This is a genomic window from Sphingopyxis sp. TUF1 (assembly GCF_036687315.1).
Classification (GTDB): domain Bacteria; phylum Pseudomonadota; class Alphaproteobacteria; order Sphingomonadales; family Sphingomonadaceae; genus Sphingopyxis; species Sphingopyxis kveilinensis.
The window spans coordinates 2,562,182-2,578,599 of the sequence record NZ_CP144683.1 but is presented as its reverse complement, the minus strand read 5'-3'; the positions used below and the strand labels follow the sequence as shown (position 1 = coordinate 2,578,599).

Below are 16,418 nucleotides of genomic sequence, written 5' to 3'. Positions count from 1 at the left end.
GGTGCGTCCTCCGAGGCCCATGTTGTCATGCTTGTCAACCATCGCAATTTTCCTCCATTTTCAGAATAAACCCATAGCCTTGAACTCTAGGTGCGCCCGCATTTCTGCGCCTCGGCGCCGGCTTCCGCGATTCCTGCAAGGACGCACAGCTCATCGTTGTCCGATGTGTCGCCCGTTGCACCCACCGCGCCGATGGGTGCCCCATTTTGCCCGATAACGATCACCCCTCCTGCCGCGGGAACGATGCCCTGTGTCGACAGCGCGCTCAGGGACGCGACAAATGATGGCCTCTCGCTTGCCATTTCGCCGAGCTTACGGCTCGACATGCCCAGCGCCAAGGCGCCAGCGGCTTTCCCGACGGCGATTTGAGCCCGTAGCGTCGAGGAGCCGTCTTGACGCTGAAGTGCTATAAGATGGCCGCCCGCATCCAGAACGGCGACAGTAAGCGGCCTTAATCTCAGGTCGAGCGCCTTGGCGAACGACCCGGCAATGATCGCGTTCGCCCTGTCGAGCGTGATCCTTTCACTCACAGACTGTTCCTTTTTTTTGATGATCGCCGAGGCCGTCAGGCTTGGGGCCCCCGGTCGCCCAGTCGAGCAACTCAACAGTGTGGACGACGGGCAAGTCGACGCGCGAGCCGATTTGCATCGCGCAGCCGATGTTCCCGGTGGCTACGACGTCGGGCTGAAGCTCGACAAGACGCGCCGCTTTGCGGTCTCCCAGCTGTTCCGCGATGTCGGGCTGCAGAATATTATAGGTGCCGGCCGACCCGCAGCATAAATGGGCTTCGGTTGGAAGTCTGACATCGTATCCGGCGGCAGCCAGCAGCCGGACCGGAGCCGCAGTCACACGTTGGCCGTGCTGAAGCGAGCAGGCGGATTGATAGGCCACGGCGAGGCCGCGTCCGTTCCCCGGCGGCAAATCCGCATCGACAAGAAATTCGGTGATATCCTTGACGAGAGCTGACACCCGTTTCGCCTTATCGGCGTAGTCGGGCTCGTTCTGCAGAATGAAGCCGTAATTTTTGATCATCGCGCCGCAGCCCGAAGCGGTCGTGACGATGGCCGAAAGACCTCGGGTCTCTATTTCGTGCGACCATGCATCTACATTGCGCCGCGCTGCGGCGAGACCATCAGCCTCCCGTCCCATATGGTGCACCAGCGCGCCGCAACACCCCTCGCCCTCGGCGAATACCACATCGAAGCGCGCCCGATTGATCAGCCTGACAGCCGCCGCTCGAAAGCTGGGACGCAGCACCGGCTCGGCGCATCCTTTAAGCAAGGCGACGCGCCCGCGAGCGCCAGACACGCTCGTGGATATAGCGACGGCCCCAGGCGCGATGTTGCGCGGGGCAAGCTTGATCATCGCAGCGAGCGGTTTCAATGCGCCGATACTTGCGAGAAGCCGCTGCAGCGGTCGTCCGATGGCAGCGGCGCGAAGCGCCAGTCGGAACCGGCCAGGATAAGGCAGCACCCAGGCCAGAGCGCGCCGCAAGGCACGTTCATGCAAAGGTCGTGCATAATGCTCGTGGATGTAGGCACGAGCATGATCGACGAGATGCATGTAGTTCACGCCTGAGGGGCATGTCGTCGCGCAAGAGAGACAAGACAGGCAACGGTCGACATGTTTGACGATCGTCGGGCTCGGCCGGCGCTCCTTCTCCAGCATGTCCTTGATCATGTAGATGCGGCCACGCGGGCTATCGAGCTCATCGCCGAGCAGGACGTAGGTCGGGCATGTGGCGGTACAGAAGCCGCAATGGACGCATTTGCGTATCGCCGCCTCAGACGAAGCCATCGCCGGATCAGCGAGCTGATCGGGAGAAAAGTCGGTTCGCATCAAAAACGCCCCGTCTCGAAAATGGAGTTCGGGTCGAAAGCCCGGCGCACGCGCTCTTCGAGCGCTGCGAGCGCTGGGGGCTGCGAAGGAAAAGCGGCTATGTCGCGACGGGTGACAGCGTCGGCACGGATTAGCATCGCATGCCCTCCCCGACGCTCGGCGGCGGCGCGTACGCGCCCCGCTGAATCCGGTGTCGCCAACCAGATCAAGCCACCAGCCCAGTCCATCAGATACTGATCGCGCTCCGCCGCCACGTCATTTAGAAAGGCGGGCGCGCTGCTGGGAGGGAGGTTCACGCACCACAACGGGTTCGTGGCGCTAAGCGAAGCCAAGCTGCGCAATTCGCTCCAAAAGGCGTCCGCCTCGCCTTGGCCGGCACGGACAATTTCACCATGACCCGCAAGGAGCGCTTGGAGTTTTCCGCATCGAGATTCTACCGAAGGGGCGAAGCCTTCGACCCGAAGCGCGCAGATCGCCGTCTGCCAGTCGGATGACGGCCGATAAGCTGCGCAGGCAACATCGGCCTGGCTTCCCATCGCCTTCGCCATTGCCCTAATGGCAGCCGAAGGATCGAGGCCCATCACCATGCAGGTCGCCGTGGTTTCGGGGCGCGGAAGCAATTTCATGGTAAGTTCGGTGATGATGCCGAGGCGGCCCCAACTGCCCGCAAGCAACTTGGGCAAATCGAAGCCTGTCACGTTCTTGACGACCTTTGCGCCGGAAACGAACAGGTCGGCCCGTCCCGAGATCGCGCGCACACCCAGAAGATGATCCCTGGCTCGCCCCGCAGTCAGGCGGCGCGAGCCGGCGACAGCCGCGGCAAAAATGCCGCCGATCGTTGCCGTGCCCAGGGCGCCACCAAAAATAGGCGCGTGGTCGTAAGGCTCGAAAGCGAGCATTTGTCGCTCGCCCGCGATCAGCGCCTCGATTTCCGTGAGCGGCGTTCCGGGACGGGCCGTCAATACCAGCTCGGCCGGATCATAATCCACAACGCCGGTCAGACGGCCAAGGCTGATCAGCGGGCAATCCACGGAGCGGCCGATCTGCCACTTGGTTCCGCCTCCGACGATCGCAAGTCGGTCGCCGTCGCCGAGCGCGCTCGAAACGATCTCGATGATCTCGCGCTCACATGAGGGATAAAAATGGGGGTGCATCGTCAAAAGCGCGGGAGTTCGGGATGGCTAGTTTGTCCGTGATGCACATGCATGCGGCCGAGTTCGGCACAGCGATGCAGCTTCGGGAAGACCTTGCCCGGGTTCAAAAGTGATTTGGGATCGAAGGCGCATTTCAAGCGCTGCTGCTGGTTCAAGTCCGCCTCGGAAAACATTTCAGGCATCAGGTCGCGCTTCTCCACGCCTACCCCGTGCTCACCCGTCAGCACCCCACCGACCTGGACGCACAGCCGCAAAATATCCTCGCCAAAGGCTTCGGCTTTCTCGAGTTCGCCGCGCTTGTTGGCATCATAGAGGATGAGAGGATGAAGATTCCCGTCGCCTGCATGGAAGACGTTGGCGACAGGCAATTCATAATGTTGGGAGAATATGTTCAGCTGATCCAGCACATAGGGCAGTTGGCGCCGCGGAATAGTCCCGTCCATGCAGTAATAGTCGGGGGCGAGGCGGCCGACGGCGGGAAATGCAGCCTTCCGCCCAGCCCAGAACGCGATGCGTTCGGACTCGTCGACGGAAGCGCGCAGCGAGATTGCGCCGGCGTTTCGCGCAATGCGTTCAACCATTTCGACAAGATGGTCGCATTCGACCAAGGGCCCGTCGAGTTCGACGATGAGCAGCGCTTCAACATTCAACGGATAGCCTGCTTTGACGAAGGCTTCGGCGGCATGAATGGCGGGGCGGTCCATCATCTCCATCCCGGCAGGAATGATTCCTGCCGCCATCGTATCCGCGACACATTGAGCAGCAGCGTCGATACTGGCAAAGCCGATTAGCAAGGCGCGAGCCGTTTCGGGCTTCGGAAGAATGCGCACCGTGACTTCGGTCACGACCCCGAGCAGGCCCTCGGATCCCACGATAATTCCCAGCAGGTCGAGGCCTGGCGGATCGAGTTGGCGCCCTCCGATACGGATCACCTCGCCGCTGACCAGCACGATTTCGCACCCGAGTAGGTTGTTCGTAGTCAAGCCATATTTCAGACAATGCACGCCACCAGAATTCTCGGCGACATTGCCTCCGATCGAACAGGCAATTTGGCTGGACGGGTCGGGAGCATAATAGAAGCCGCGGCCCTCGACGGCCTCGGTCACCGCCAGATTGGTCACCCCGGGCTGCGCGACAACGAGGCGATCGTCATAGTCGATGTCCAATATCCGGTTCAGCTTTGAGAGACCCAGCAAAACGGCATCCGCGAGCGGAAGCGCTCCTCCCGACAAGGAGGTCCCCGCCCCCCGCGCAACTACCTTCACGTCATGACGGTGGCACCACGCCAGCACGGAAGAAACCTGTGCGGTCGTCTCGGGCAAGACGACCAGAAGCGGGGGTTGGCGGTAAGCCGTCAAACCGTCCGATTCATAGGGTCGGAGGCCGTCGCCGTCGTCAATAACGCCATCCCCCGGCACGATCGCGCGCAGAGCGGCTGCGATCTCGCAGCGACGGGCTAGCGTCAATGGGTCCGGACGGGGCATGACAAGGGTCATCAGTTCAATCCGTTATGTTGCCGCACCTGGTCGCTGCGGTGGTTTGGTCCTCGCCGCGCACCGCAACGGCGTATTTCGCAGTCTGCATCCCAGCTGCATCGCCGCGATGTGCGAGTGGTGGGACGGAGGGGTGCCAGGCGATCGCCAGATTGGCGCCTTCGATCGGGCCGCGGCTCCCCGGCCCTTGGATTAGGGCCCCTGCTGGGGGCTGAGCCGGGGGAGCTTCACACAGAGAATGAGAAAGGCCGACATAAGGAACATTGCGGCGCCGGCTCGGGCAGCGAGCTGATAATCATGCTGGAGGTCGTAGACATGAGCGAACGACCAGCCACCGACCGCCAGACTGATCGAAATCAAGGCCGCCTGAATACCGAAGAGAATGGGGTAGCTTTGCACACCGAACATACGGACGGTGTAGAAGGAAGCAAAGTCTCCCTCGGCGCCTTGGGCAAAACCGATGAGGCAGACGGCGAGGAAGGGAAGCCACAGTCCGGCGTCTGTCAGCGTGGGTCTGCCCAGGAGAAGCGCGCCTACCGCGGGCAACCCGAGGAATGCTGCCGTCACCCAAGAAGGCGGCAGCCGATCCAGCAGGAAGCCCGCGCCGATGCGGCCGGCGCCGATCGCCAAGGCAAAGCAAGATGCCAGCCATGCGGCCTCCATCGGCCCGATGCCGCGGCTCGCGAGGATGGGAACGAGCTGACTGAGAAAGCCTCCCACCGGCCATGCGGCACAGCAGAGCGCCGCCACCAAGAGCCAGAATTGGCGCGACCGAAGCGCCTTGGCAGGCGGCAAGCCCATATCGGGCAAGAGAAGCAGCGGCGACGCCGAGCTGGCGCTTCTGCCCGACGGGCGCTCGCGGAACCACAAGAACAGGATAGGAACGGCGCTCAGCGCTATAAGGCTCAATGCCCCATAGCCAGCTCGCCAGCCATGGTGGGCAATCACCCATGAGATCGGCAAGATGAGCACCAACCCTGCTAAAGACACGCCGCTCATCATCAACCCGAGGGCTGTGCCGAGACGCAGCCGGAACCATGAGGTCACGCCGCGGGAATAGGCTATCGGGTTCGTGAGCGTGCCAGATGCCGCGGCAAAAACGACGAAACCGTAAATATAGGCGCGCTCCCCCGGAGCGAGAGCGAGCGCGAGGTAAGCGATGCCAAGCAGGGCAACGCCGGCGAGCGCGGTCCGGCGGGCGCCGAAGCGCGCAATGATCCAGCCGGCCAAGGGATTGAGAGCGCCGGCGACGAGAGCAGCGATGGGACCCAGGCTAAGCTCGCTCCGCGACCAGCCCAGGTCGGCCTCCATCGGGAGAACAAACAGGCCTGCCGTCATCAGCAGCAACGGATAGGTCACGCCGACGCCGAACCCCGCAGCAACAAGGGTTCGCCAGCCGCCCTGCCACTCAGCGCGCGCCAGCAGCCGTTCCGCCGCGGGTTGTACAATGTCGAACCCGGCGGTCATTGCCCTTTTTCCCCCTGGCCACGTTGGCGATCACGAGGCTCACGCCCACGGGACGGACGCGTGAGCGCATAGGCCACGATCGCGTCGCTCTCCCCCGACATCATGCCAGGATGGCCTCCGGCCGCGATCACGACGAATTGCCGCCCGCTCGTTTGGGAACGATAGGTCGCAGGAACTGCATGCCCTCCCGCCGGCAAACGCGCTTTCCAGAGCTCCCGGCCGGTGCGGATATCATAGGCGCGCAAATATTTCTCCTGGGTCGCGGCCATGAAGACCAGCCCTGACCGCGTCGTCATCGTTCCGCCCAAATTGGGAGTACCGAGCGGAATTGGGAGCATCGTCGCTATACCAAAGGGACCGCTGTCGCGCGCGGTTCCTGGCCGCCGCGACCACAGAATGCGCCTGGTTCTGAGATCGACTGCGGTGAGCATACCGTAAGGCGGCTGTTCGCACGGTACCATCAAAGGCGACAAAAAGGCTGTTACATCGGCGGCATAGGGCGTCCCCGCCTGAGCAACGGCACCATGAGCCTGCGCCTTGCTCCCGACGGCAAAAGGCTTGAGACCGCGCCGGTCGCCCTCGGCGCGTGTCATGAGCCGATTGTAATTGGAGACATGATTGGTGTTGATGATAATGATCTGCCGTTCGGGATCGACCGAGATTCCGCCCCAATTCACACCGCCAAGATATCCGGGCCAGACGATGGTTGGCCGGTCGACCCCAACCGGGGTCAACGACCCGTCGAACCGCGCCTGCCGAAAGCGGATACGACAAACTGCCTGATCGAGAGGCGTCAAACCCCACATCCGCTTTTCGGTCGGCGGAGCGCCCGCGAGCGAAGGCAATCCCGTCGAATAGGGCTGCGTCGGCGCAAGGCGCTCCCCAGGGACGGCGCCGCCCGGGGCGCGGCGCTCTGTTACTGCCGCGAGAGGCTTACCAGTCCGGCGGTCGAGTAGAAAGATTTCGCCGCGCTTCGTGGCCTGAAGCAAAGCGGGTTCTCCGGTCGGCAGATCGACCAGCGTAGGCTGTGCTCCATTGTCATAGTCCCAGACGTCGTGATGCGTCGTTTGAAACACCCACCGTGCAGCCCCCGACGTCACATCGAGCGCGATGACTGCGCTCGAATATTTGTCGTCGAGCGCCGAACGGTGACCGCCATAATAGTCCGGGGTAGCGTTGCCGGTCGGAATATAGACCAGTCCCAAAGCATCGTCAGAGCTGAGAGGACCCCAGCTGTTCGGCGTTCCCAGCGAATAGGTTTCGCCAGGGGCCGGCATGTCGTGCTCATCGGGTCGACCCGGGTCAAAGGCCCAGGAGAATTTTCCGGTCACCGCGTCGTAAGCGCGAACTGCACCGGGTGGTTCGCGAACATGCTGGCCATCGAGAATGCGGCCTCCGACGACCACGCGGCCGCCCGCTACATGGGGAGGGGAGGTAACGGCGTAATAGCCGCCCGACACTTTTCCCATGCCAACCAACAGATCGACCGAGCCGCCTTTGCCGAATGCGTGACAAGGCTGGCCGGTGGTGGCGTCGAGCGCGATGAGCCGCCCGTCCATCGTTGCCGTGAAAATGCGCTCGGAGCACGGACCGTCAACGCCTTCGATGCGGTGGTAGGTAACGCCGCGACAGACGCCGCCATAAACGCGCTGAGGATCGAGCTGCGCGCGGAAGCGCCACAACTCCCTGCCCGTATCAGGTTCAAGCGCAACGACGTCATTATAGCCTGTGCAAAGATACAGGCGGGGACCGATTTTGATGGGCGTCACCTCGAGCCGAGCGGCAACCCCCTTGGGCGCTGGCCCCACATGATATGTCCATGCCTCTTTGAGGCTGGAGACATTGGCCGGCGTAATCTGCGCAAGCGCCGAATATTTCCGGCCAGTGCTGTCACCTCCATAGGCCGTCCAGTCTGCCCCGGGCGAGCCGGGGGAGACAACCGCGGCTTCAAAGCCGGCGGGCTCCGCGATGCGATCAAGCGCAAATATCGATATGACACCCGTTACCAGGCAGAGCGCGACGGAACCGAAAAGCAGTTTTTGCCCGGTAAAATGGGAAGGGCGCCCGATATGGCGGCGCAACCATGGGGTAAGCATCCAAAGGCCAAGCACCGTGGGCATCGCGAGACGGGGCGCGAGCGCCCAGCCGTCCAATCCCGCTTCCCAAATCGCCCAAAGCAACGTCACGACGAGAAAGGCGCCGTAGACACATAGAGCTGCAGGGTTACGGCGAAAGACAAGGATCGCGGAAGCGAATATCGCGGCTCCCGCAAGGACGTAATAGGGGGAGCCGCCCAAGGCCAACAACCATGCGCCCAGCCCGAGCAAGCCGCAACCCATAAGGAGAAGCACGCTTGAAAAGAGCCAGTTTGCTGCCTTCTGCATTATGTGTTCCTCACGGTTGGAACGCCACGTGTCGCCGTCGAAGGCCTTGCCGTCGACCGGAACTTTGGCGAATGGACTGGCGACGGCATCATCAGGATCCTGAAATGCGTTGCGATCGGCCTTCCCAAAAAGGTTTTCGAAGCTGCGCACGCATAACCTTGCCGACGTTGCTTACCGGGAGAGCTTCCGTTCTAAAAATGACTTCCGAAGGCTTCTTCATCGATCCTAGGCGCTGCGAGACCAGCGCAACGATGTCAGCTGCATCAACGGGGGCGCCGGGGTCTATGACCACGATCGCCAGGGGCGTTTCGCCCCATTTCTCATGCGGGACTCCCACCACCGCCACGGCTCTGACGTGGGGATGTTCCGCGATGACATTCTCAAGCTCTGCAGGATAGATATTAAAGCCGCCGGAGATGATGACATCGTTGCTTCGATCAAGCAGATACAGGAACCCGTTCTGATCTATTTTTCCGATGTCACCGGTGCGCACCCAACCGTTGCTCAGGCGGCGAGCACTTTCGGCCGGATCGTTCCAAAAGCCCTCCATCTGCCGGTTCTCGATCCTGACCCAGATTTCGCCAGGCTGATTCGGCGGTTGCAGTCGCCCCGCGTCATCGCGGATTTCGATATCGACATCGTCCAAAACCCGCCCGCAGGCGCGCATCGGCGTGGAACCTGGAATGTCGCCAAACCAGTCGGCGGGCCCCATCATAGCGATCGGCAGCGCTTCGGTTTGCCCATAGCCTTGATATAATACGTCAGGTCCGAACAGTTCGCGCGCCAGCAGCGCCGTGCGATCGGACACCGGCGCAGAGGTGCTGAGGATCATCTTAAGATGCGGAAAGGAGCGATGCCTGACGCTCGCGCAATTGACAATTGCGCTCAGGATCGTCGGAGCCAGAAATACATAGGCGATCTCTTCCGCCTCAAGTATGTCGAGAAGCGCTTTTGGCTCAAAGCTGCTCATCATCACGTTGCGCGCGCCGGCGGCCCACGCAGGCGAGAACATATAGCCGGAGCCGTGGGCCAACGGGCCGATGTGCAAGACACCGTCGCCTACCCGAAGAGGCGGTGCGCATTGATAGAAGCCCCGCCCTGCAGATAGCCATGTCCGATGTCGATAGCCCACGCCCTTCGGCAGTCCCGTCGTCCCGCCCGTATGTCGGATCACGCAATAATCTTCCGGAGAGACGGGTGGGTCAGGATCTTCGTCCCCAAATCCCGCCAACCATGATTCATAATCCGGACCACGCACGATAATCTGTTCAAGACAGGGAAGCTGAGCGTCCAGGCCGCTGACTTCCCCATGATAGCGTTCGCTCACAAGAGCTAATTTGCATTCGGTGCTGGCCATCATGTGCCGATGGGTCTCGTAGCGATTGCGCGCATAAAGCGGCACCCGCACGAAATTTCCGGCAGCGGCCGCGAGGAAGATATCTGCAGCTTCGATCGAATTGTCCTCGAGGGTCGCGATGCGATCACCCGGCCGCAGCCCCATGGCGATCAGCGCATTTGCGAGGCGCAACCCCCGGGACCAAGCTTCCTGAAATGTAACGCGCCGATCATCATGAACGACCGCTAGTCTTTCCGAGAAATAGCCGGCCGACCGGCGAAGCTGCGTCCGCAGGTCCATGTTACACTGCCCGGACGTCGTTGTTCAATTGCGCGAGACTGCCCCCTTCCGGCCCGCTCGGCGGGCGGGCAACCACAGTGTGCTTCAGCGTTCCTATGCCTGCGACTTCGAGTTCGACAACATCTCCGGAGGCGAGGAACTTGCCGAATTCCATGCCGCAGCCGCCGCCGACGGTTCCCGAAAGGATGATTTCGCCGGGATGAATCGTCTCGCCTTGCGATATATAGGAGATGAGTTCCTCAAAACTTGTCGTCATCGTGTTGCTGTTATTGTCGCAGCGCACTTCGCCGTTCACGCGAGCGATCATGCGCGCGTTCCGGAAATCAAACTCATCAATGGTCACCACGCATGGCCCCAACCCGTTGCCGCCGTCGAAGTCCTTCGAACGCGACACCCCGAAGCCCATTTGCATCTCCGGACCCTGAAGGTCGCGCGCCGTGAAGTCGTTGAAGATGGTGAAGCCGAAGATATACTCCGGAACTTCGGCCGGCGTAACACTCCGGCACCGTTTCCCAATGACGGCACCCAATTCCAGCTCATAGTCCCAGAAGTTGGAGTCGCCGGGCCACGTCACAATGCTTTCATGCCCCGAAACCGAAAAGCGGTTTGCTTTATACCAGTAAGGCCGGGCCCGCATGTTCGCGAGCATCACTTGCTTGCGCTCTTCCGCCTCGGCCTCGCTCATTCCAAGCGCCTTGGCACCACTGTCGGCCGCGCCGATGAGATGGGCCTCAAAGCAGAGGCAGTCTCGAATTTGCTGCGGCTGTGGAAGCGGGGCCAGGAGCTGCCCCGGACGACCCGCAGGACTCAAATCTCTTTCATCGGGATCGAGCAATGCCGCATGGGCCGCGGAAAGCCCCTCTTCGCCGGCCTCGATGAGAGCCTGGAGCGAGGCGAAGGCCGGCAAGCTGTCGCCAGTCACTCGACGGTATGCGCTCTGAAGGTCCAGGATGCTTCCGAGACCTTCGACCAGCGCGCCAAGCTTTGGGCCGTCTTCACCATCTAGATAAGTGACGAATTTCAAGGGGAATCTCCTTCGAGCACGATGTCCGCTTTCCACGGCCTCGGCGAACACCCATCCACCGGTGCCGCCCCTTAAATCATATTCATATCTGGATTACAATGCGGTATTGTATTTGAATTCCAGTTCCTCACGCGGCCCGGCTCGCGTAGCGGCTCTTAAGGCCGCGGCGCGAGAAGAATGAGCGTCATGCCTTCCGCCTCCGCGCGAACGATGCAAGGGGACCCCGAGACCCGGGCGATCATACCTTGGCGAAGCGGGAGCCTTTCGGTGTCGGTCGCAAGGTAGCCGCTTCCCCCGACCACCACGAACACTTCGGGAATCAGTCCGTCACACTGCAAGGCTTGGGGGGACGCCTCGGCATGGGCCGGCAACTTCATCACCGTCATCGCGCACGCCTCGATGCCGAGGACGTCGGACGCAAGGTAAGAGATGCCGCCCGCTGCGGGCGGAGTGTTCGACTGCGGAAGCTCGGTGTAGTGACGCATTTCCACCCGTTTCATACGAGACTGCAGTCTGCGCCGGGGAAATTGTCGCACATGTCGTCGGCGAGCATGAATCAGACTTTCTCAAGGATGTGCACGGCGCACGCCGAGCCCATGTCGACGACGTGCCCCGCGACATGCGTCATTCCGATGCGGGCACCCTCGACTTGACGTCGTCCGGCTTCACCGCGCAGATGCGCCGCGATCTCGCAGATGTTAGCAATGCCGGTGGCGCCCAGAGGGTGCCCCTTTGAAAGGAGTCCGCCCGAGACATTGACGGGAATCCGGCCTCCAAGCATTGTGGTGCCTTCATCGATCATACGGCCCCCTTCCCCGTCGCCGCACAGTCGCAGATTCTCGTAATGGACGATCTCTGCGGTTGCGAAGCAGTCGTGAAGCTCGACCAAATCGATCGCCTCGGGGCCCAGGCCTGCACCGTCATAGGCGTTGTCAGCGGCAATTCGGGTTACCGCATTAAAATCAGGCATAGCCGCGTTGCGCGAACCGTAGGGATCGCTTGACAGGGCGGAGGCGCGAACACGGACGGCCCTATTCATCAGTCCGAGCTCGCGCGCCTTCTTGTCCGAACACAGCACCGCGGCCGCCGAACCGTCGACATTGACCGAACACATGAGCTTTGTGTTCGGATAGGAAATCATCTCGGCGCCCATCACATCCTCAAGCGGGGTCTCGATCTGATACATCGCCTTGGGATTCATCGTCGAATGATGGTGGTTTTTGACCGACACCTTCGCAAATTGTTCGAAGGTCGTACCGTATTTTCTTGAATGCTCCATGCCGACGTGCGCAAAAAGCGAAGGGAGCGTATCGGAGCCGAGGAGCCCTTCGGTAGGTATGGGGCCAGCTCCCGGTGAGACCAGCATGCCTTTGCCCATCTGCTCGACCCCGAGCGCAAGCACGATATCATACGCACCGGCTTTGATCGCCATCCACGCTTCGCGAAACGCCGTAGCTCCTGTCGCGCAGGCATTGGAGCAATTCACGACAGGCACTGCGATTTGGCCAATTTCTCGAAGCACGCGCTGGCCGATCATTGACCCGGCTTCGCCGAAACTGCCGCAATAGACCGCCTGCACCGACTTGATACCCAGCCCGGCATCGGCAAGCGCCAGAAGCGCTGCTTCGGCCCCGAGATCGGGCACGGTTCGGGTTGGAAAGCGGCCGAACCGGATCATATCCGTTCCAACGACATATACGTCTGTCATGATTCTTCCTTCTGGCTGGTCGGCCGTGTCAGAGAGGCTGGAATGAAAAGCCGAGGAACGGCTCCTCGTCGGCTCCGGCGGCAGCGATTTCCTTGAAGACCAGCCGAACTGGCATATCGAAATGCACCGCATCATGGCGGGGCGGGACACCTTCGAGCGTGCCCTTGATCACGCCGCCGCCGTCAAGTTCGACGATCGCGGAGACGAACGGCGTTGGCACGCCAGGAAAGCTGCGATGAACGACAGTGTAATTGTAGAGGCGGCCCCGAGGGGCAAGGCGCGTTTCGGCGAAGTCCTGCCCCCCGCACCTGCCGCAAGCGCGACGGGGCCCGAGAAATATCTCGCCGCAGCTCTCACAGCGCGTCCCGCAAAGATAGGGTTCCCCCTCCTTCGATACTTTGAGATAACCGACGATCGGACGTGCCGTCGAGCTTACCGTTACATCGTTCAAATCCATCCCTCCGCTGCCCATTTGCTAGCTTTGCCGCCGCAGAAGAGGTAGCGGCGTCCGGAACAGGCCAGCATCATCCCAATCCGACTTTCATACAGAATCGATTTCATATACATTATAGTATCTGTATTTCACGTCAAGTGATGTTGCCGATATCGTGGCGGCACCTACGGTGCGGGCCGAGCGGCACCCCATCGGCGCCGCCGTCCCCGATTGATCAGAACATGTCGGAATCGCCGAGTTTGGACTGGGCCAAATCGCCCCGCGATATTAGTACAAGCGATCCGCGGGTTGTGCGTTGCGAACGAGTAGGCCCGGCAACCCGGCTGAAACCGCGTTTAAAAGCGAGGTAGCCGCACCAGAATTTCAGTGCCGGGTGTCGCGCGCAGGCGCAGCTCATCCTCGATTATCGCCTGCACTTCACTCAGGCTGCTATCCTCAAATGGTAACTGCTCACGGATTACAACCGTCAAGGCGTCTTGATGCGCCGCAAAGCAGGCGCTCATGCGGGGATTTGGATGAAGGCCAGCTTGCAGCTTGAAGAGAAGCCCGTTTTTGTAGGTCTCCGGCGTCATGCTGAGATCGAGCCAAAGCCTGCCGCACTCCGCACAGCTGATTTCAACAAGTCCGAGATGACGTTGGCGCTCACGATAGGCGCGTTTCAACTCCCTTTTGCGGCTCATGATGACTCCGAATTGACAGATATAAACATACCAATATATATTTGCATACACTACACCATTTGAAAACACCTATTCCCGATGAAAGCTCGACCAATCGCGATTCTCAGCCTCCCTTCGACGCCCCTTCCGGCTCCAAAGTCTGCCCACAGCATCTTGACGACAAGTCGTAGATGCTGGCCGCGCCTTTCTACGTGTGGCGGCGCAACGCATATGTGTCGTGCTCGCGGTTGATCCGCCACACTTGAAAACGTTCGCATGCTGGAACGGATCGGATATTGGCGGCGCGGAGCTACGCTCCCTGGCGCCTGTTTCGACACGCATCCGTGCGCCTCTAAAAATGAGCGTCGGACCCCTGCCCACCGCCGGTGCGACCAGGCAAAGCAAATCCTCGCCGGATATTTCGAGAAAGAATCCTAGGGATTTTGGGGTTGGCGTATCGGCGCTAGCGACATGCAGAAACATGATAGGAATTTAAAGTGCCGCTGGACGGAATGAATTATTCGGCGAGGCAGGTCAGCGCCGCCCGCTACATCGCACCGATGCGTGAGGGGGGCTCATTGCCTGCTCTCGTTGAAGATGACGCGCAAACAGTTTGGATCACAAAATTTCGCGGTGCTGCGCAAGGCGCCGCGGCGCTGGTTGCCGAGCATATCGTAGCCGGCCTTGCGCGCGCGCTCGATCTCAACATCCCCCATTGCGCACATATCGATGTGCCCCGCGCGTTGAGCAGGACCGAACGCGATCCCGACATTAAAGAGTTGCTCGAGCGAAGCGTCGGAACGAATTTCGCTCTGCAATATCTCGAGGGAGCCGCTACGTTCGATCCTCATGCCGACCGTATCGACCCTACATCCGCATCGCGAATATTGTGGCTGGATGCGTTCACAAGCAATGTGGATCGGACATGGCGTAATGCGAATTTGCTCAGCTGGCACGGCGATATCTGGCTCATCGATCATGGCGCGGCATTCTTCTTCCATCATGGGTGGAAGGATAAGGCCTGCGCCGAAGTTGATCGCGGGGCGGAATTCGTCAAGGACCACATTCTGCTACGCGAAGCGACGCAGTTCGACGAAGCAGATGCTTTTTGTCGCGCCCGGATCGATGCGCAGCTTTGTATGGAGGTGACGGCCGGTTTGCCCGAAGAATGGATGCCGGAAAGTCTGAAGGCGAACCATGATGCCGACAGTTGGCGGCTGTGGTACGCAAACTATCTTCAGGAGCGGTCGCTCCGCGCGCAGACCTTTTGCGACGATGTCAGATCGGCCTACAGGACTCTATGATGGATGCAGAGGCTCTGGAGTATGAATATGCGACTGTACGCGTCGTCCCTTCAATGGAGCGTGGGGAGTTCGTGAACGTCGGGCTACTGATGTCCGGGATCGATGTGGAGTATCTCGCGTTTCGCCCGCGCCGGAATCTCACTCGGTTTCATGGCCTTTGGCCCGGTGTCGACTGGGCGATGGTTGAGCAACACCTCTCGCGCATCGGTGCCATTTGCCAAGGCCCCTGGCCCGACTCCGATCAACAGTTGCGATGGCGGAACCGATTTCAGTGGCTTGTCGCACCTAAAAGTGCACTTATTCAATGCTCCGAGGTTCATGGGGCATGGACATATCTCACTCTGGAGGCAGAAATGGACCGCCTGTCGCTTCGTTACCTCTAGGCTCGAGGCTGTAGCGTGCTGACCAGGGCGGGTCGTCTGACGCGAGGACCGGAGACGTCCAGACACGTGAGATCGGGCAGGATCACCGTCGTTCGGCTGCTTGTGCCATGCCGCGTTTGCGGCGGAACGGTCGCCCCATTTGGCCGCGGCGGTGGAGACGGGAAGATCGGCAGCTCTATACAAGTCTAATTGACATCCGCTTCCCCCCTGTTTTTTTGGCCATCGGAAGCGTTGTCCCGCCAACGGCCGAAACCGCCAACTCTGGCCGGTAGCGGTCAGTCCGCAATTGGAGCCGCTCCATGCGAAGGCGGACGTTACCTCGCAGCTAGCCTGCGCACGCGCTCGGCTCCCAGCATCATCTCGCTGATATTCTCCTTATGACGATAGCTAAGAATAATCAGATAGATCGATAGAAATAGCATTCCGCCGAATACTGCGATGAGCCCGAGCGCAAGGCCGCCAAGGGTGAAGCCGTTTCGCCAGGCGGTCCAAAGCCCCGAAAGCAGAAGGAAAGTGAAAAAGTCAAAATTGAACTGGCCAGGCCAAGCCATGGCAGCCATGTCACCGAAGAATATCGGCAGCAGATTCCTTCCGTGCGCATGGATCGTGACGCCGGTGTAGACGAGGATCGACAGCAGGCACGCCCCAAGAAATAATCTGAACCAAACCATAGCCCCCTCCCGCAGTGGTCTTCGAGCTTGTGGAAGATCATAGTTCGCGATCGCTGACAATTACCTCTAGATTCGCACTCCTCCCAAGCTAGCCGCCAGAGATCGAAATGCTGATTCGCCGACCGGACTTGATTGGCCGATTTGAGACAGGCGGCTTTTGGGCGGCAATCAGAGTAAGCGGACATTCGCTTTTACCAAGCCGCGACAACCTGAAAACGCCAACGGGCTCACTGGCAATCTAC

Annotated in this window: 15 protein-coding genes; 2 read left to right on the top strand and 13 right to left on the bottom strand. The window is 60.6% G+C overall.

The window, feature by feature from the left end:
* Positions 1-86: 86 nt before the first annotated feature.
* The 12 genes from VSX77_RS12195 to VSX77_RS12140 form a co-directional block, all read right to left on the bottom strand.
* Positions 87-530 (bottom strand): GlcG/HbpS family heme-binding protein, encoded by a 444-nt coding sequence (locus tag VSX77_RS12195; protein WP_338424877.1) that lies wholly within the window; start codon positions 528-530, stop codon positions 87-89.
* Positions 523-1,839 carry a glycolate oxidase subunit GlcF gene (gene glcF, locus VSX77_RS12190; RefSeq protein ID WP_338424876.1) on the bottom strand — a complete coding sequence of 439 codons (1,317 nt, stop codon included), beginning with the start codon at positions 1,837-1,839 and terminating at the stop codon, positions 523-525. Before glcF ends, VSX77_RS12195 begins: the two co-directional genes overlap by 8 nt.
* A complete protein-coding gene (locus VSX77_RS12185; protein WP_338424875.1) occupies positions 1,839-2,993 on the bottom strand; it encodes an FAD-binding protein in 1,155 nt (384 codons plus the stop codon). Before VSX77_RS12185 ends, glcF begins: the two co-directional genes overlap by 1 nt.
* Before the next feature lie 2 nt (positions 2,994-2,995).
* The gene (locus VSX77_RS12180; RefSeq protein ID WP_338424874.1) at positions 2,996-4,489 is read right to left on the bottom strand and encodes an FAD-linked oxidase C-terminal domain-containing protein; all 1,494 of its coding nucleotides are present in this window, start codon (positions 4,487-4,489) and stop codon (positions 2,996-2,998) included.
* 189 nt (positions 4,490-4,678) lie between these two features.
* Positions 4,679-5,953 carry an MFS transporter gene (locus VSX77_RS12175; RefSeq protein WP_338424873.1) on the bottom strand — a complete coding sequence of 425 codons (1,275 nt, stop codon included), beginning with the start codon at positions 5,951-5,953 and terminating at the stop codon, positions 4,679-4,681.
* Complete coding sequence (locus VSX77_RS12170) at positions 5,950-8,487, bottom strand: membrane-bound PQQ-dependent dehydrogenase, glucose/quinate/shikimate family (RefSeq protein WP_338424872.1); 2,538 nt, start codon at positions 8,485-8,487, stop codon at positions 5,950-5,952. The genes VSX77_RS12175 and VSX77_RS12170 overlap by 4 nt, the downstream gene beginning before the upstream one ends.
* On the bottom strand, positions 8,429-9,973 hold the full coding sequence (locus VSX77_RS12165) for a class I adenylate-forming enzyme family protein (protein WP_338424871.1): 1,545 nt from the start codon (positions 9,971-9,973) through the stop codon (positions 8,429-8,431). The genes VSX77_RS12170 and VSX77_RS12165 overlap by 59 nt, the downstream gene beginning before the upstream one ends.
* Position 9,974: 1 nt before the next feature.
* The gene (locus VSX77_RS12160) at positions 9,975-10,997 is read right to left on the bottom strand and encodes a fumarylacetoacetate hydrolase family protein (RefSeq protein ID WP_338424870.1); all 1,023 of its coding nucleotides are present in this window, start codon (positions 10,995-10,997) and stop codon (positions 9,975-9,977) included.
* A gap of 155 nt (positions 10,998-11,152) precedes the next feature.
* Positions 11,153-11,482, bottom strand: a complete 330-nt coding sequence (locus VSX77_RS12155) for a hypothetical protein (protein WP_338424869.1) — start codon at positions 11,480-11,482, stop codon at positions 11,153-11,155.
* 71 nt (positions 11,483-11,553) lie between these two features.
* Entirely contained in the window at positions 11,554-12,705 is a 1,152-nt protein-coding gene (locus tag VSX77_RS12150; RefSeq protein ID WP_338424868.1) for a thiolase family protein, read from the bottom strand.
* A 28-nt stretch (positions 12,706-12,733) separates the two neighbouring features.
* Positions 12,734-13,162, bottom strand: a complete 429-nt coding sequence (locus VSX77_RS12145; RefSeq protein WP_338424867.1) for a Zn-ribbon domain-containing OB-fold protein — start codon at positions 13,160-13,162, stop codon at positions 12,734-12,736.
* Positions 13,163-13,494: 332 nt separating this feature from the next.
* Positions 13,495-13,839, bottom strand: coding sequence for a hypothetical protein (locus tag VSX77_RS12140; RefSeq protein ID WP_338424866.1), 345 nt, complete (start codon positions 13,837-13,839; stop codon positions 13,495-13,497).
* Positions 13,840-14,315: 476 nt separating this feature from the next.
* Here VSX77_RS12140 and VSX77_RS12135 point away from each other — a divergent pair, with 476 nt between their 5' ends.
* Positions 14,316-15,122 carry a HipA family kinase gene (locus VSX77_RS12135; RefSeq protein ID WP_338424865.1) on the top strand — a complete coding sequence of 269 codons (807 nt, stop codon included), beginning with the start codon at positions 14,316-14,318 and terminating at the stop codon, positions 15,120-15,122.
* Positions 15,119-15,505, top strand: a complete 387-nt coding sequence (locus tag VSX77_RS16455) for a DUF3037 domain-containing protein (protein ID WP_422397220.1) — start codon at positions 15,119-15,121, stop codon at positions 15,503-15,505. The genes VSX77_RS12135 and VSX77_RS16455 overlap by 4 nt, the downstream gene beginning before the upstream one ends.
* Positions 15,506-15,819: 314 nt before the next feature.
* Here the strand turns inward: VSX77_RS16455 and VSX77_RS12130 are convergent, their stop codons facing one another.
* A complete protein-coding gene (locus VSX77_RS12130; protein WP_338424864.1) occupies positions 15,820-16,176 on the bottom strand; it encodes a hypothetical protein in 357 nt (118 codons plus the stop codon).
* Between the last annotated feature and the right edge of the window lie 242 nt (positions 16,177-16,418).

What these genes read in the sequence shown, in the direction of transcription:
- VSX77_RS12185 (WP_338424875.1), bottom strand. Translation starts at nt 2,993, where the DNA reads ATGCACCCCCATTTTTATCCCTCATGTGAGCGCGAGATCATCGAGATC.
- VSX77_RS12165 (WP_338424871.1), bottom strand. Translation starts at nt 9,973, where the DNA reads ATGGACCTGCGGACGCAGCTTCGCCGGTCGGCCGGCTATTTCTCGGAA.
- VSX77_RS12145 (WP_338424867.1), bottom strand. Translation starts at nt 13,162, where the DNA reads ATGGATTTGAACGATGTAACGGTAAGCTCGACGGCACGTCCGATCGTC.
- VSX77_RS12150 (WP_338424868.1), bottom strand. Translation starts at nt 12,705, where the DNA reads ATGACAGACGTATATGTCGTTGGAACGGATATGATCCGGTTCGGCCGC.
- VSX77_RS12140 (WP_338424866.1), bottom strand. Translation starts at nt 13,839, where the DNA reads ATGAGCCGCAAAAGGGAGTTGAAACGCGCCTATCGTGAGCGCCAACGT.
- VSX77_RS12175 (WP_338424873.1), bottom strand. Translation starts at nt 5,953, where the DNA reads ATGACCGCCGGGTTCGACATTGTACAACCCGCGGCGGAACGGCTGCTG.
- VSX77_RS16455 (WP_422397220.1), top strand. Translation starts at nt 15,119, where the DNA reads ATGATGGATGCAGAGGCTCTGGAGTATGAATATGCGACTGTACGCGTC.
- glcF (WP_338424876.1), bottom strand. Translation starts at nt 1,839, where the DNA reads ATGCGAACCGACTTTTCTCCCGATCAGCTCGCTGATCCGGCGATGGCT.
- VSX77_RS12130 (WP_338424864.1), bottom strand. Translation starts at nt 16,176, where the DNA reads ATGGTTTGGTTCAGATTATTTCTTGGGGCGTGCCTGCTGTCGATCCTC.
- VSX77_RS12180 (WP_338424874.1), bottom strand. Translation starts at nt 4,489, where the DNA reads ATGACCCTTGTCATGCCCCGTCCGGACCCATTGACGCTAGCCCGTCGC.
- VSX77_RS12155 (WP_338424869.1), bottom strand. Translation starts at nt 11,482, where the DNA reads ATGCGTCACTACACCGAGCTTCCGCAGTCGAACACTCCGCCCGCAGCG.